This is a genomic window from Microcoleus sp. S36a_B3 (assembly GCF_036700745.1).
GTDB lineage: Bacteria > Cyanobacteriota > Cyanobacteriia > Cyanobacteriales > Microcoleaceae > Microcoleus.
The window spans coordinates 97,275-112,465 of the sequence record NZ_JAUBPN010000007.1 but is presented as its reverse complement, the minus strand read 5'-3'; the positions used below and the strand labels follow the sequence as shown (position 1 = coordinate 112,465).

The window sequence follows — 15,191 nt, the reverse complement described above, 5'->3', positions numbered from 1 at the left end:
ACTAAAATAGGATTAATATTTTAAATAAAATAGGATTAATATTTTAAATACTAAAAAAAGTGAGTTTTATTTACGATCGCCCCTAACGATCGACACTATCCAAGTCAACAAGCGATTTGGGAGACAGCAATGAGCAAATTTCAGTTATTCGATGCAGTGAGTTTAACCGAACCCATCGCCCAAAACATCCTCTTTCATTGTGGTACTGGCGTCTCGCCCGTACATGATTTGTGGTACTGGCGTCTCGCCCGTACATCATCTGCGGTTAAAATATTCATTGACAACAAAAAATGCGATCGCCTAATCCCAGCGCTGGGATTAGATTTTAAACAAGGTTAAAATATTCATTAACCACAAAAAGGTCGATCGCCCAAAACACCACCAAAACCAACGACTTACTCAACACCACAGCATCCGTACTGCTAGCCAAACCCGGACGACTCAATTCCTCCTTCTCTTCCAGCGTGATGTAACCTTTATATACGGCTAGCTGCATCACTTCCTGAAGAAAACCTCTCAGCACATCTAATACTTGAGTGCGATCGAATTAAAAATGCTTTTCCTAGCCAATGGTAAGTTGGGCGAAGTGAAACGTAGGGTTCGTTACCTCAACCCAACCTACTAATATCAAATCCGGGTTAAATTTACCCTCTATCTCTTAGTCCGCGAAGGCGGACTTTGTTTGTGTAGAAGCGGTTTCAACCGCCGAGAGATATTACGGTGTCGGATTCGGGTACTTAGCGTGCACCGCATCGATTTCCGAAACAATCTCCTTATCCAAATTCACATCCAAACTACCGAGATTTTCCTTCAACTGTTCGAGACTTGTTGCACCGATAATTGTACTCGTGACAAACCAGCGCGATCGCACATAAGCCAAAGCCATCTGCGCCGGAGTCAAACCGTGTTTGCGCGCAATCTCAATATACGCTTTCACCGCATCATTCAGATTAGTTTTATCGTAACGCTGACCGAATCCAGCAAACAAAGCCAGTCGAGAATTTTCCGGTATTCCATTTAAGTATTTACCCGTCAAAATTCCAAATCCCAAAGGACTGTAAGCCATCAATCCCACATTCTTAAAACGGCAAGTTTCTGCCAAATTCATGTGAAAAGTCCGATTGCTCAAACTAAAAGCATTCTGAATCGAAACAACTTTCGGCAAACCGTGTTTTTCGGCCCATTCGCAAAACTCGCAAACTCCCCAAGGCGTTTCATTGCTCAAACCCAAATAGCGGATTTTGCCAGCTTTAATCAAGTCAGCAAACACCTCTAACTGTTCCAAAATTGGTACAGTTTCGTGTTCTTGAGTAATATCGTAATCTGGCGCGCCAAATAGCGGCACGTAGCGATCGGGCCAGTGGATCTGATAGAGGTCGATGTAGTCAGTTTGCAAGCGCTTCAGGCTGTCATTCAGGGCTTTTTCGACATTTGGGCGATCGATCTGATTTTTCCCTTCCCGAATCCACTTTAACCGAGTGCTTCTGCCCGCCACTTTCGTCGCTATAATAAGCTTATCCCGCTGCTGTTTCGCCAACCATTCCCCGATATATTCCTCGGTTTTTCCCTGAGTTTCCGGTTTTCCCGGCACCGGATACATTTCGGCCGTATCGATAAAGTTGATTCCTTTGGAAATTGCCAAATCGAGCTGTTGCGCTGCTTCTGTAACGGTGTTCTGCTGGCCGTAAGTCATCGTACCCAAACAAATTTCAGATACTGATAAATCGCTGTTGCCGAGTTTTTTGTATTCCATGATTATTTCGATTGCTGCAAAATTATCTCATTCTATATTACCGAAAAACCTTGATTTAATTGACAACTCCCAAAAACTGCGATCGGCTTTCTCCTCTCTTCCTCTTTTCCTCTGCGTTCTCTGCGCCCTCTGCGGTTAAAAATCTTAAAAAAATCTCCGCACTTAAATGTTAATATAAATAATTAGTATTCCTCTGATGTATGAGTAGTCGCCCGCCAAAAGTTCCATTTGTCAACCTCTCCCTGCAACACCAACCAATCCAATCTCAAATAACAGAAACAATTGGAAAAATTATCGAGCAAGGAGATTTTATTTTAGGCCAAGCACTGGCCGAATTTGAAACAGCATTTGCAGCAGCTTCTGGAGTAAAATACGGCGTAGGAGTGGCTTGCGGAACAGATGCGATCGCTCTGGGACTCCAAGCTTGCGGCATTAATGCGGGCGACGAAATTCTCATACCCGCCAACACATTTATCGCCACCGCAATCGCCGTCCTCCAAGCCAAAGCAATACCTATCCTGGTAGATTGTGATCCGGAAACCGCCCTAATTGACCTCACAGCAGCCGAAACAGCGATTACCTCAAAAACTAAAGCAATTATCCCCGTACATCTCTACGGTCAGATGGTATCGCCCAGTCAGCTTTTAGATTTTGCCAACCGCCACAACTTAATAATTTTTGAAGATGCCGCCCAAGCGCATTTAGCCGAAAGAGAAGGATACCGTGCAGGTTCCTTTGGGAAAGCAGCAGCATTCAGCTTTTATCCCAGCAAAAACCTCGGCTGTTTTGGCGACGGCGGGATGTTAATTACTAACGATGCAGAAATCTCGGAAAAAATGCGATCTCTCCGCAATTACGGAGCACCAAGCAAATATTTGCACACAGAAATTGGCAGCAACAGCCGCCTCGACAATTTACAAGCCGCCGTGCTCAATGTGAAATTGCCTTATTTAGAAAAATGGAATCGCGATCGCACCGCCGCCGCCCAACACTACAATACTCTACTAGAACCCCTGAAACACAAAGGCATTGTACCCATCGCCAACCACAGCAGCAGCGGTCACATTTATCACCTCTATGTTATCCAAATTACTGAGGAAAGCTCGTTAGCGAAGCCCGCCCCTACGGGGGCTGCGCCAACGAAGAGGATCGACCGCAACACCCTTCAGGAAAAACTCGCCCAACACGGCATTCAAACAGGTATACACTATCCCGTACCCTGCCACCTGCAACCAGCCTACCAAAACTTAGGCAATCCGGGCGACTTCCCCCACGCAGAAACCCTGTGCCAACAAATTTTATCATTGCCAATGTATCCCGGATTGAGCAATACTCAGATCGAGCAAGTTGTTCGGGCGATCGGGCGATCGTTGAATTGCTAATTGTTAATATCAAGTTATGCTAAAAGTGTTTACACCAGTAGACTGCAGTTATCAAAGCATTCAAGTTCAAAATCAACTCACATCCGGTACCAACCAATATCAAAAATCCGTACCTTTTGGAGAAAAGCTATATTAGTGTTCGATGTCAAAAATTAACAAATATTTAACTCACACTTGCCAACCGCTTTCTCATTGCCAACCCAGCGCGGCCATATCAAACCCTCTCAAATTATGCACATCCAGCGCAGAATTCAGATTATTTTCAAGCGATACCTTTTGGGCGAAGAAATCGCGATCCTCCTAGTGCTGCTGTACGCCCCCCTGTTAGTACACTGGTACGACGGTTGGTTCAACAAAAACATCAACATCGAACACGAATATTTCAGCCACGGAATAATTGGTTTGCCCTACGCAGCTTATATTGCTTGGACGAACCGAAAATGCTGGCTGCGCTTGCCCAACACCCCGCATCCTTTAGGAAGCTTTTTGCTGGTACTAGCGACACTTTTTTATCTGAGTCGCTTAAGCGATTTAGTGAATTTATCACTCCCATTAATGCTGGCCGGGATTTGCCTGTGCTTAAAAGGAATCCCCGGCTTAAAATTGCAGGGAATGCCACTTTTATTCGTATTTCTGGCATCACCAAACCACATTCCTTACCTCATAGAACCCTACGCATTGCCCCTGCAACACTTCATTGCTGAGGCATCAGGTTTAATCTTAATTAAAGTAGGTCTCAACGTCAGAGTAGAAGAAATTTATCTCTACGTCAACAATCGCATTGTAGAAGTTGCGCCCCACTGTGCCGGCTTAAAAATGCTGTTTACCAGTCTTTACGTCAGCTTAATTCTGCTAGATTGGACGGGAGTTTGGAGTTCCTACAAAAAAAGCCTTTTGTTTTTAGTAGCTACATCTATCATTAGCATCACTTCCAACATTCTCCGCAACACATTGCTAACTTACTTTCACGGAACCGAGAGAGAGACGCTTTTTAATTGGCTGCACGCCGGATGGGGCGGAGACTTGTACTCTGCTTGTATACTAGGTTTATTGGTACTTCTCCTCAACGGCATGGAAAAGTATTCCCCAAACCAGTATGGCAATTGATGAAACAAATAATTTCAGCAGAGAAACTACTGCAGCGTTACCAATTATCAAAAATTGTGGTACTGGTATTTTTGTTGATATTGGTTGGGGCGGTAGCAATTCCCGGCTACGCGACGGGAAATTGGCCTTGGACAAACCAACCAATTCTTGCAAACCTCAAGCAATTAAAAAGTTTGCGCCAAAACGGGATGACACTTCCCGGCTGGAAAGAGACCCGCCTCCAGAATAACGTCGTAATTGGCGGTCACAGGTGGTTAGTTCAAGAAATTAAAAATCATCAAACAATAGCTATTTTATTGCTGTTGCCTCAAAACGACCCCAAAAACCAGCCCCAAGTAGAATGGCTAGATATCGATGGATTTCACCGATGGCAAACAGACTCTCATCGCACTTTGAGGTTTAAAGTTAAATTAGCGACAACACCCGACAAGCCGCCATCTACCATCGAGGCTCGGTTTTTCCGAAGTTGGACTCCCCAACAAACTTTTGCGGTCGTGCAGTGGTACGCTTGGCCTAACGGAGGTTCTCCAGCAACCAGCCGCTGGTTTTGGGAAGACAGTATGGCGAGACTGTCGAACCGCCGCGCCTCTTGGGTTGCTGTCAGTATCATCCTTCCCATTGAAGCGCAAAGCGAGATTAAGATAGTTGAACCGCTGCTGGAATCTCTGAGTCAAACTGTTCAAGCTCAATTAATGGCAGAAACTTTCTGAGTTTAATCAAGAGTGCGATTGAAATCGCTTTTATACAAACAAACACCGCCTCTGCGGGCTAGAAGAATCAAGCAATTTCAATTGATTTGGTATCAAGAAAAAAAAATTTAGTTGAGATTTGCCAAACCAAAATGAAATTTAAAAAAACAACTAATTATATCATCTCCGATCGCTTACCATAACAAAAACAGTAGGATCGCGCGTGCGTCAGTCAGTGTCAGCGACCGGATTGCGGACTAAACCGCACTACGAACTAATTTTAGATCGACCGGACAGGATATTATTCCAAATAATACGAGATTTTATCTGCCAATAAAAATGCGGGAAAAATTTACAATTAAAAATCGCGTTGCTTTTTCCTTGGCTGGTCTGCACTCAACAGCTTGGACTCTATCTTTTGCTGCTGTATTCTGGGGCTTTAACGGCAAAATTTTTCCCGAAACGGCTTTAGCTCAATCCGTTGTTCCTAGTGCAGAACAGTTGGTGCCGCCGCCACCACTGCGCGTACCGCCGCCGCCAGCCAACTTCAACCGGCAAATTAACCCAGCTTTTCGGAATCGGCCTTACCGCCTAGGCCCTGGAGACCAGATTTCGGTTCAAGTTCAGCGCTTCCCAGAGCTGAATTTTACAGGTGCTATCAGCCCTGAAGGGATAATTGTACTGCCACTGATTGGATCAGTAAATTTGCGCGGTTTGACTGTCGAAGAATCACAGCAGCGACTCCGCGAGCGCTTTGCCCAATTTATCAAAAATCCTCAAGTATCGAGTGCTTTGCTGGTTCAGCGCCCGGTAGTGGTGACGGTGACGGGGGAAGTGGCGAGACCTGGTTTTTATCCGCTGCAAACCCCGCAACTTCCGGCGGCTTTGGCGGCTGCTGCGGGGACTAATCCTACGGCCGAACTGCGGGCGGTGCGGGTGCGGCGGACTCTGCCGGGGGGGGAAGTGGCGGAGCAAGTTGTTGATATTTTGACACCGCTGCAAACTGGTATTGCTCCGCCAGATTTGCGTTTGGAAGATGGAGATGCGATCGTCGTACCGTATAAACAGATTACAGCCGATCGCAAGTCCGATCGAGATTTAGTATCCAGGTACAGCCTAGCCGCTGCCGCCCTTCCCGTCCAAATCACCGTCACCGGAGAAGTCAGCAAACCTGGTTTTTACACGCTTCCGGCTGGTTCCGGTCGAATTTCCGCTGCTTTGGTGATTGCGGGGGGAGTCACGGGAAAAGCCGATTTGCGCGAGGTGCGAGTGCGGCGGACGCTGGTGGACGGCTCCTCAGTGGATGAACCCATCGACCTCTACACTCCCCTAGCCAACGCTCAGGATTTGTTCGATTTTCCTTTAGCCTCGGGAGATGTAATTGTCATCCCGGAACTGGACGCTAGTACCAAAAACCTAGACTACGACAAAGCTCTGGTGGCGCGGTCTACCTTGATTAAGCCCAGGATCTACGTTCGAGTTTTGAGTTACGCTAGTGGTAGTTTGACTTCGTTCTACCTAGAAAATGGCAGCAAGTTTTTGGATGCTATCAACAACTTACCTGTAAATCTAGCTGACTTGCGGAAAATGGCCTTGATTCGGTTCGACCAAAAACAAGGTAGAGCTATCAACCGCAAGATAGATGCTAAAGCTGCTTTGGAGGGCAATGTTTCTGAGAACCCGATGCTCGAAGATAATGATGTGATCGTAATCGGTAGGAATCTGGTAGAGCGCCTTGGTTATGTAATCAATACTTTTACTCGACCGTTCCGCGATATTTTGGGTTTTATTCTGTTCTTCGATCAGTTAAGAAATGGGGTAACAAATCTATTCGGCCCATCACCTAATAATAGGTAGTCATTGGGCATTGGGCATTGGGCATTGGGCATTGGGCATTGGGCATTGATTGGGCATTGGGCATACCTCACTTTTGTGAGAACCGCTATATTAGTGATGGTTATTAGTTATTAGTTATGATTTCCTCAAAATAAACAGTTAACAGTTAACAGTCAGCACTTAACAGTTAACAGTCAACAATCAGCAGTTAGGATCGAAAACTTAATAACTGAAACATCTCCTACAGTCCTATCTCCTGTAAGTTGCCTTCCTCAAAGGAGGCTCTTCCTCGCCCCAGAAGCATTACCAGGCAGAGCGAAAGTAACGAACAATCGCTTAAGTTATTAAATTTTAATTTCTAACAGTCAACAGTTAACAGTCAACAGTCAACAGTCAACAGTCAACAGTCAACAGTCAACAGTCAACAATCATTATGACTTTATCCGTTGTAAAACGTTATTTAATTGCTTTCGACCAATACAAGTGGGTGGGACTGGCTACTCTGGTGACGACTGTGGGCGTGTCGGGAGTAGTGGCTTTGCCGCCAACTCCCGCGCCGGTTTACGTTGCTTCCGGTACGCTGGCATACCGCAGGCCGAGCGTGATTTTTTCATCGACTACTACTAAAATTCAACAGGAAGGACAAGAAATAACTAAAGATATGCTGCTGGATCAAGAAAATGTGATTAAACCAGCAGCAGAAAAACTCATCAAAGCCCAAAAAAAACCAAACACAAAAGTAGCAGCAATAGTCAATCCAAAAGAAACGGAAAAAAAAGTACAAGTTTTGACTAAAAAGCTGGCAGACAAGGTGCAGATCAAGATGCCGATTAAGAATAATGACCCCAGCGCTTTGATTCAAATATTGTACAAAAATGCCGATCGCACAACAGCAGAAGAGGTACTGGAGGTGCTGATGAACGCAATGGTGGAGCGCAGCCAAGATATTAATACTTCTAGATTGCGAGAAACGATCGCCCAAATTCAAGAACGCTTGCCGAAAGTAACTCAGGAACTCAGAGAGACGGAAGCAAAACTAGAAGCCTACGAAAAACGAGAAGGGACTTCAATTTTAGCAGCTCAGAACGGTACGCTGCCGCAAGCGATTACCGGCAGCCAACAGCTGCAGCGGCAACTCCGCGTGCAGTTGGGAGGAATTGAAGCTCAAATTAATAGCTTGCAGGATCGCTTGGGATTGAATGTGGAGCAAGCTTACGTCGCCCAAGCACTTTCTGCAGATCCAATTATTGCACAACTGCGAGTGCAACTATTCTCGATCGAATCTCAGCTCAAAATTCTCCGTAGCGACTTGCAGGAAGAACACCCGAAAATTGTAGAATTGCTCAAACAAAAACAAGCTTTTGACGAACAGTTGCAGCAGCGACAATCTGAGGTGCTCGGCGGTAACGGGGTGGCGGCACCGCTCAGAAGTACCGATCGCATTCGGATAGACTCTTCTTTAGATCCCGCCAGACAACAGTTAGCTCAAAATTTGATTACTTTGCAAACCCAGCGGGAAATGGTGCAACAGCAAATCAAAGGAGTCGAAAAAACTGAACAACTATTGCGCTTAGAACACGCCACAATTCCCAACAAGCAGTTAGAACAAGCGCGGCTGATCCAGCAAGTGGGGTTCAAAAAAGCTCTCTATGACAAGATGCAGTCAGCTTTGGTAGACGCTCAAGCGGCGGTAGCGGAGACAACGGGGAGTTTGAGAATCGCCCAGCTTCCCAAAACTGATGATGTTGACTCAAACAAGAGAGGTTTACTGGTGATGTTGGCGGTGGGGGGATTTGTAGGATTGCTGCTGGGCGGTGGGTTGATATTTTTGTTGGGGATGCTCAACGGCAAGTTTTACAGTTGGGAAGAAGTGCGGGCGGCTTTGGTGGAAAAAGAGGTGCCGGTACTGGCAGTTTTGCCTGAAGCGATCGTGTTTGAGTCCTACGAGGATGATATGCCTCTGGCTTTGGAACCCAATTCGCCCTATTTGGAGTTTTACGAGCGGTTGCGGACTAATTTGCGTCGAATTGGCGAAAGTCCGGTGAAGGTAGTGTTGCTGACTTCTGCAGCTCCTTTGGAGGGAAAGAGTTTTAGTGCTTACAATTTGGCAATTGCCTCGGCTCGATCGGGCAAACGGACTTTATTAATTGAAGCAGATTTGCGATCGGCTTCCAAGGTAGAATCTTTGAGAATCGCTACTGATCCTCTAGCGGCGGTGGAACCTTTGCACTATTACGCCAATATGAGCGAGTGCGTCCATTTGGTTCCAGATGTGGAAAACCTGTATGTTGTGCCGAGTCCGGGCTATTTGCGGCAGGCTTCGGCGGTACTCGAATCGAGTGAAATGCGGAGATTGTTCGAGGATGTTCGCAATCGCTTTGATTTTGTGGTTGTGGATTCTCCGGCGTTGAGCGAGTGCAATGATGCGTTGACGCTGGAACCGTACACGGACGGTATAATTTTGGTGGCGCGGGCTGGTTATACTCTGGCTAGTATGTTGTCTGAAGCTGCGGATCAGTTGATGGAATTTGACGACGAGGATTCGCATAAATCTGGGCCACGGCTGTTGGGGGCGATTATCAACGGTGCTGATATTCGGGTGAAGAAGTTCCGCAATGATAACGATATTGATGAGTTGGAGTGGCCTTTGAGTGATGCGGGCGATCGAGCTATTGAAGTGCGATCGAGGCAATTACCGCACCAGTCTAAGCCCAAAAACAAAGTTATTCATAATAAATTTAACTAATTTACGGGGCTTGATTGGACGAGCAATTGCATTCATTCATTCATCAACTATTTTCAAATTATCTGCGTTCAGCAACGTTCATCAGCGGTTTTCCTGTAAATCAAAAATTCATACAAGAGTTGTTTAGTCTCAACTCCAAATATCATTATCAAGCGAGGATGAGGCAGCATTTAAATCTGTCTGCCTCTCCCACTTGACATTGGTGACAAGTTTAAAAGTTATCACCAATGTTTAAGACTTAGTAACGCAAATCGCTAGTCAAAAAACGCACTGAGCAAATTGGTTAAAGGCGACCAAACTACCATCTAAGCCAGCAATAGATTCGGGGCACTGCTGCCCATAATCGGCTCTTTGGGTAAATTCAACCAATTATCTGTGGTACCGAAATTGCCGATCGAGTTAGTGGAATTAATCCCGACGTCAGAGGAAGTTCCTGGGCTTGCCATCGCCATTCGGCCCAAAGAGTTGGTGAAATTGCTCATCCAATCCCCGTTCTGAATATCGGTACTGCCCTGCAAGGGAATCGCATTTTGCCCGCCATTGCTAACTTGGTTGTTCGCATTAGCCGCAGCAAAGTTAGTAATTGGATCGTCGAAGACAAGGCTAGATGCAGTTAAGGTACCAGCGATCGGAGCAGGAGCAGGAGCAGGTGCAGTATCATTGTCTATGATGCTCAAAACCGTGCTGCTTTGGTTTCCAATTGTGGCGCCTATAGGGCTAACCAAAGTTAAACCGAGAGTTTCGTCACCCTCAAATAAAGTGTCATCGAAAATGGGAATGGTGATGGTTTTGGGTACTAAATCCCCATTGCCAAAATTGACAGCGATCAAACCATTAGTGTAATCAAGGCCGGCTGTAGCAGTACCATCGGACAAGCTCACCGTCGCTGAGACTGCACCGACAGCACTACCAGTACGAGTGACTGTCACTGCTGAAACAGGCGTTCCATTTTCGTTGACACTGAAGAACGGGGCGCTGAATTGCAGGGTGCTGTCATTGTCTACGATCGTCGTAACGGCGGTACCTTGGGTTCCAATCGTGGCATTGCCGGTCGGGTTAACCAAACTTAAATTGATAGTTTCGTTACCCTCCACCAAAGTGTCATCGATAATGGGAATATTGACTATCTTGGGTGCAGAATCCCCAGCGGCAAAATTGACAGGGATGGCAGTATTGTCGTAGTCAGCAGGGGCAACAGCAGTACCATTACTGAGGTTCACGGTAGCTGAAACTGCACCGGTACTACTGCCAGTGCGAGTGACTGTCACGGCTGCAACGGCCGTTCCATTTTCTCTGATCCTGAAGGTAGGAGCACTAAATTGCAGGGTGCTGTCATTGTCTATGATGTCCAAAGTGGCGCTACTTTGGGTTCCAATCGAGGCATTCCCTGTCGGGCTGCCCAAACTTAAATTGACAGTTTCGTTACTCTCCAACAAAGTATCGTTGATGATCGGAATATTGACCGTCTTGGGTGCAGAATCGCCAGGGGCAAAATTAACAACGATCGCATTAGCATTGTAGTCAGCAGGGGCTGTAGCAGTACCATCGGTTAAGCTGACGGTGGCTGAGACTGTACCAGAGGTTACACCAGTGCGAGTGACTGTCACGGCTGCGATCGGCGTTCCATCTTCGTTGACACTAAAGGTAGGGGAACTAAATTGCAGGGTGCTGTCATTGTCTACGATGGTCGTAACGGCGGTACTTTGGGTTCCAATCGTGGCATTACCTGTCGGGTTAATCAAACTTAAATTGACAGTTTCGTTACCCTCGAACAAAGTATCGTTGACGATCGGAATATCGATCGTTTTGGGTGTAGAATCGCCAGCGGCAAAATTGACAACGATCGGACTATTGGCGTAGTCAGCAGGGGCTGTAGCAGTACCATCAGCCAAGCTCACCGTCGCTGAGACAGCAGCCACACTACTGCCAGTACGAGTGACTGTTACAGCTGAAACGGCGGTTCCATCTTCTCTGATTCTGAAGGTGGGGGCGCTAAATTGCAGGGTGCTGGTCGGGACAGCAGCGTCATTGTCTACGATGTTCAAAGTGGCGGTACTTTGCGTTCCAAGCGTGGCACCTGTCGGATTGGTCAAGCTTAAGTTGACGGTTTCGTTACCTTCCACCAAAGCGTCATCGACAATAGGAACGACGATCGTCTTGGGTGTAGAATCCCCAGCGGCAAAATTGACAGGGATGGCAGTATTGGCGTAATCAGCAGGGGCTGTAGCAGTACCATTGGTGAGGTTCACGGTAGCTGAGGCGGCAGCGGTGCTGCTACCTGTGCGAGTGACTGTCACGGCTGCAACGGGCGTTCCATCTTCGTTGACGCTGAAGGTTGGAGCGCTAAATTGCAGGGTGCCGACAGGGACAGCAGCGTCATTGTCTACAATGTTCAAAGTCGCGGCACTTTGCGTTCCCAAGCTGACACGGCTGGTGCCGGTGGGATTGGTCAAGCTTAAGTTGACGCTTTCGTTACCTTCCACCAAAGCGTCATCGACAATAGGAACGACGATCGTCTTGGGTGTAGAATCCCCTGCGGCAAAATTGACAGGGATGGCAGTATTGGCGTAATCAGCAGGGGCTGTAGCAGTACCATTGGTGAGGTTCACGGTAGCTGAGGCGGTGCCGGCGCTGCTACCTGTGCGAGTGACTGTCACGGCTGCAACGGGCGTTCCATCTTCGTTGACGCTGAAGGTTGGGGCGCTAAACTGAAGGCTAACCGGATCTTGAGTCCCTTGATATTCAATGTTCCGCAGCAGGTAGTCGGAACTATCGTCTTTGAAAGAGGTGGCGGTGTAGGCAGCGGTGGGGGTATCGTAGGCTTTGGCTGAGAACCGCAGTTCGTCAAAACTAATGTTGCTCAGAGGGTTTGCTTCTATTTTGAATTTGAAATTGCCATCGGTGCGATCGCCCGTGAATGTCACTCCATCTGAACCCACAGTAATGGGTTTTACGACTGCGGGAGAGTTTAGACGAGTAATCGTAAAATTGCTGGCCGGTACGAGAGTCCCATTATTAAAGATTTGCAGCAAACCAACTTCATTACCTTGATCGCCGAGTCCGGGGTTAGTTTTGGGACTCAATGCGCTGAGGTCGATCGTCGCGCTATTAATATTTTGGTCTTCTGCCCATTTCAGCTTCAGTACCTGAGATTGACTGGTGTTCGGATCGTAATTAATTTCCGCCCGATTTTTATTAGGATCGGTGAACCAACCATTATAAGAGGATGGCACACCAATACCAGGGGTGCTGCCGTAACTCAACCAACTTTTAGGGTTTTCATTCGTTGGTAAAGTGAGATTGGCGATCGCTTGAGGATTGAGGTAATCTGTTTCGACGCCATCAAAAGCTACCCCAGACAGTTTAATGCCTTGATTCTGGGCAGCAGTAGGCCATTTTGTGATTAGGTCATTGACGCTGGTGAAATTAGTGCTTTGACCCAAAGAACCATTGAAAGAAGTAGGCATAGCTTTTCTTTTGGTAGTAATTAAGGATTGGAAGTGACTGAAACTTTCAGCGTTGGGCTATAGTTCTCTGTCACGATAAGAAACATTTCATCCTCAATAACTTCGATCCGGAAAATTTTTCCGATATTTTTTTTATTCCTAGACGCACTCAGACACAAAAACCGCGTTTTTTACCTTATTTGCCGATAACAACGGGTATTTTCGTAAAAACTCCCTTTTTGGCGATCGATACGTAAGTTTTAATTTTTTCATTTCTGTAACAAGCGTTTTTTTACATCCGTACAGGAGAGCTTAAATAATTGTCGAAATCCGTAAATTTACCTATAAGAATTATCAAAATATGTGAAGCAATGCGGTGCAGGTGTAGGTGGCGGTTGAAACCAGCTTTGCACAAACGATGTCCGGCGGAGGCGACTGAAGAAAATAACCTAATTTTAACTGCCCGGTATTCATCCCGGACTCCTCGGCTCCAAGCTTGTACAGACGCGCTTTCAACCGCTTTTGTCTACTTAATCCAAGCGTATTGATATGTGAAGGTGCAGTTGCACGCTAGCAGGGCTGTTTTTCTTGCACCCTAAAGCTTTGAGCCGTTGCAGAGTAGAGGGATGAATTAAGCAGGTAATATCGTTTCCGGCTGCATCGTCAGGTGATAAATTAGAGGGCAATTCATGAATGATTTTTACAAGTCACCACCTATCTCGGTGCAATTTTCAGTTGTTCGATTCACCGTCAACAGTCAACAGTCAACAGTCAACATCATGAGGAGTGCAACCGGAATTGATATAAACGAACAGCCCAGAATTTGAGATAGTGAAGTAACAATCGAATAGAGTGCTTCTACATTTCCTCAGATTTGGAATAATATCGTTTACGGTCGATTGACAACAATAAGATTCGATCGCGCTTGCGGGCTTCAGTATCCGCACTACGAACCGTTTTTGTGATGATAATCGACAGGAAATGATTTAAGAGGCGTTGCTGAATTCTTACTTTCCTAACGCATAATTTATCTTCCATTGAGTTTTAAAAAATCAAAAATCAAAGCGATTCTCCGTTATCCAGAAGTGGAGATTTTAAATTTTATTAATTAAGCGATTGAGCTATTAATGCTAGTATATCGCGGTCGCCAAACTAACAATAGTAAAATTCGTTTGTAGTGCGGACTTGCATACGCTTTCATGTTGCGGACGCTGACTGACGCACGAGATCGAACCATTTTTGTGATAGTAATCGACAGGACATGATATTACTGATAAAAATGCTTTGAAATAATTTCACTATCTGTGTCTGTTTTTATAACCAGTTAGATAGTTGAATGTGTTGTAGGACATTCGATCGCTAATAGCTGTCAGCTACTAATTCACTATCTCAAACAATAAATTATGTCAGTCGCTCCACATTCACCGCACTCGATCGCCTATCCCAACAATTTACAGACAAAGACTAACCGCAGTATAACCGCTGGCCCGATCGCACTCGGCACGGCAAAATCCAATCGGGGCGATCGCCCGCCAGCTTCTATCATCCGTCATTGATCGGATGTGATTGCTTAAAAATTTTGAGCGCTATTGATTAGATTCCGGGCGTTTCTGGCGTTTTTGCTGCACAAACTGTTCCAAATCCGCGATCGCATCTTCAAAATCAGACAAATTAATTTTCGCAGATTTAGCCTTCTTCGGCGGACTCGAAGGCTGAGGAGCAGACTTAGTTTGAGGCTGCGGAGACTGAGGCTGCGCCGCTTCTGTGTTGGCAGTTTCTATATAATCGAACAATTCATCCAAGGACTGAAAAAAAGATTGAGCCGAGGCCCGGCGTGAATCTTTGCGATCGTCGTCATCCATCATAAGCTACTCCATAGACTCTAAAACTTGCCGAGAAACTCCGCCCCCCGGCGCGTACAGATATTGGACATCAAAACCCCAATCAGCTAAAACCTTGATCGGCAGGGCTTTTCGTCGAGTCTCGATCTCCCTGGCATCCCCCAGTCAAAGGGGAGTAGGGGTTGGTGCAACACCGCTTCCGGTTCCCGTGCATCGTTGCGGGGGTGTGGGGCGATGGGGGCTGTAACATCAAACACTAAACCGGTACTGCATTTGACTTGGTTGTAGGCACCAATCGGCACTGTCACCCCTCAAACTGTATCTAGTTTTACCCGCCCTGTCAGTGATTTGAAACTTGGCACACGCGGAGATCGAAACCATTGACCCTAAA

At 46.3% G+C, this 15,191-nt stretch carries 11 protein-coding genes; 7 read left to right on the top strand and 4 right to left on the bottom strand.

Translation table 11 applies throughout. The features are described 5' to 3' along the window. Window positions 1–129 precede the first annotated feature (129 nt). The gene (locus QUA01_RS10340) at window positions 130–339 is read left to right on the top strand and encodes a hypothetical protein (RefSeq protein WP_333090922.1); all 210 of its coding nucleotides are present in this window, start codon (window positions 130–132) and stop codon (window positions 337–339) included. Here the strand turns inward: QUA01_RS10340 and QUA01_RS10335 are convergent. Both QUA01_RS10335 and QUA01_RS10330 read right to left on the bottom strand, forming a co-directional pair. After that, window positions 326–523, bottom strand: coding sequence for a hypothetical protein (locus QUA01_RS10335; protein ID WP_333090924.1), 198 nt, complete (start codon window positions 521–523; stop codon window positions 326–328). The two genes, QUA01_RS10340 and QUA01_RS10335, sit on opposite strands and share 14 nt — an antisense overlap. Before the next feature lie 192 nt (window positions 524–715). Next, the gene (locus QUA01_RS10330; RefSeq protein WP_333090925.1) at window positions 716–1,753 is read right to left on the bottom strand and encodes an NADP(H)-dependent aldo-keto reductase; all 1,038 of its coding nucleotides are present in this window, start codon (window positions 1,751–1,753) and stop codon (window positions 716–718) included. Between the two features lie 200 nt (window positions 1,754–1,953). Between QUA01_RS10330 and QUA01_RS10325 the strand changes: the two genes are divergently transcribed. The 5 genes from QUA01_RS10325 to QUA01_RS10305 all read left to right on the top strand — a co-directional run bounded on the left by QUA01_RS10325 (window position 1,954) and on the right by QUA01_RS10305 (window position 9,513). Then, on the top strand, window positions 1,954–3,135 hold the full coding sequence (locus tag QUA01_RS10325) for a DegT/DnrJ/EryC1/StrS family aminotransferase (RefSeq protein WP_333090927.1): 1,182 nt from the start codon (window positions 1,954–1,956) through the stop codon (window positions 3,133–3,135). Between the two features lie 231 nt (window positions 3,136–3,366). Beyond that, window positions 3,367–4,242 carry a cyanoexosortase B gene (gene crtB, locus QUA01_RS10320; protein ID WP_333090960.1) on the top strand — a complete coding sequence of 292 codons (876 nt, stop codon included), beginning with the start codon at window positions 3,367–3,369 and terminating at the stop codon, window positions 4,240–4,242. Next, window positions 4,242–4,952: a cyanoexosortase B system-associated protein gene (locus QUA01_RS10315; protein WP_333090929.1), complete on the top strand. Its 711-nt coding sequence runs from the start codon at window positions 4,242–4,244 to the stop codon at window positions 4,950–4,952. The genes crtB and QUA01_RS10315 overlap by 1 nt, the downstream gene beginning before the upstream one ends. A gap of 318 nt (window positions 4,953–5,270) precedes the next feature. Beyond that, window positions 5,271–6,788, top strand: coding sequence for a polysaccharide biosynthesis/export family protein (locus tag QUA01_RS10310; protein WP_333090931.1), 1,518 nt, complete (start codon window positions 5,271–5,273; stop codon window positions 6,786–6,788). Window positions 6,789–7,200: 412 nt separating this feature from the next. Beyond that, complete coding sequence (locus tag QUA01_RS10305; protein ID WP_333090932.1) at window positions 7,201–9,513, top strand: polysaccharide biosynthesis tyrosine autokinase; 2,313 nt, start codon at window positions 7,201–7,203, stop codon at window positions 9,511–9,513. A 305-nt stretch (window positions 9,514–9,818) separates the two neighbouring features. Here the strand turns inward: QUA01_RS10305 and QUA01_RS10300 are convergent, their stop codons facing one another. After that, complete coding sequence (locus QUA01_RS10300) at window positions 9,819–12,980, bottom strand: beta strand repeat-containing protein (protein ID WP_333090933.1); 3,162 nt, start codon at window positions 12,978–12,980, stop codon at window positions 9,819–9,821. 1,382 nt (window positions 12,981–14,362) lie between these two features. Between QUA01_RS10300 and QUA01_RS10295 the strand changes: the two genes are divergently transcribed. Further along, on the top strand, window positions 14,363–14,515 hold the full coding sequence (locus QUA01_RS10295) for a hypothetical protein (protein WP_333090935.1): 153 nt from the start codon (window positions 14,363–14,365) through the stop codon (window positions 14,513–14,515). A gap of 30 nt (window positions 14,516–14,545) precedes the next feature. Here QUA01_RS10295 and QUA01_RS10290 read toward each other — a convergent pair whose 3' ends face one another. Next, the gene (locus QUA01_RS10290; RefSeq protein ID WP_333090937.1) at window positions 14,546–14,824 is read right to left on the bottom strand and encodes a hypothetical protein; all 279 of its coding nucleotides are present in this window, start codon (window positions 14,822–14,824) and stop codon (window positions 14,546–14,548) included. Between the last annotated feature and the right edge of the window lie 367 nt (window positions 14,825–15,191).

Bases quoted from the DNA above. Each gene is read 5' to 3' on its own strand.
- QUA01_RS10340 (WP_333090922.1), top strand. From the start codon at position 130: ATGAGCAAATTTCAGTTATTCGATGCAGTGAGTTTAACCGAACCCATC.
- QUA01_RS10330 (WP_333090925.1), bottom strand. From the start codon at position 1,753: ATGGAATACAAAAAACTCGGCAACAGCGATTTATCAGTATCTGAAATT.
- QUA01_RS10325 (WP_333090927.1), top strand. From the start codon at position 1,954: ATGAGTAGTCGCCCGCCAAAAGTTCCATTTGTCAACCTCTCCCTGCAA.
- crtB (WP_333090960.1), top strand. From the start codon at position 3,367: ATGCACATCCAGCGCAGAATTCAGATTATTTTCAAGCGATACCTTTTG.
- QUA01_RS10315 (WP_333090929.1), top strand. From the start codon at position 4,242: ATGAAACAAATAATTTCAGCAGAGAAACTACTGCAGCGTTACCAATTA.
- QUA01_RS10310 (WP_333090931.1), top strand. From the start codon at position 5,271: ATGCGGGAAAAATTTACAATTAAAAATCGCGTTGCTTTTTCCTTGGCT.
- QUA01_RS10305 (WP_333090932.1), top strand. From the start codon at position 7,201: ATGACTTTATCCGTTGTAAAACGTTATTTAATTGCTTTCGACCAATAC.
- QUA01_RS10300 (WP_333090933.1), bottom strand. From the start codon at position 12,980: ATGCCTACTTCTTTCAATGGTTCTTTGGGTCAAAGCACTAATTTCACC.
- QUA01_RS10295 (WP_333090935.1), top strand. From the start codon at position 14,363: ATGTCAGTCGCTCCACATTCACCGCACTCGATCGCCTATCCCAACAAT.
- QUA01_RS10290 (WP_333090937.1), bottom strand. From the start codon at position 14,824: ATGATGGATGACGACGATCGCAAAGATTCACGCCGGGCCTCGGCTCAA.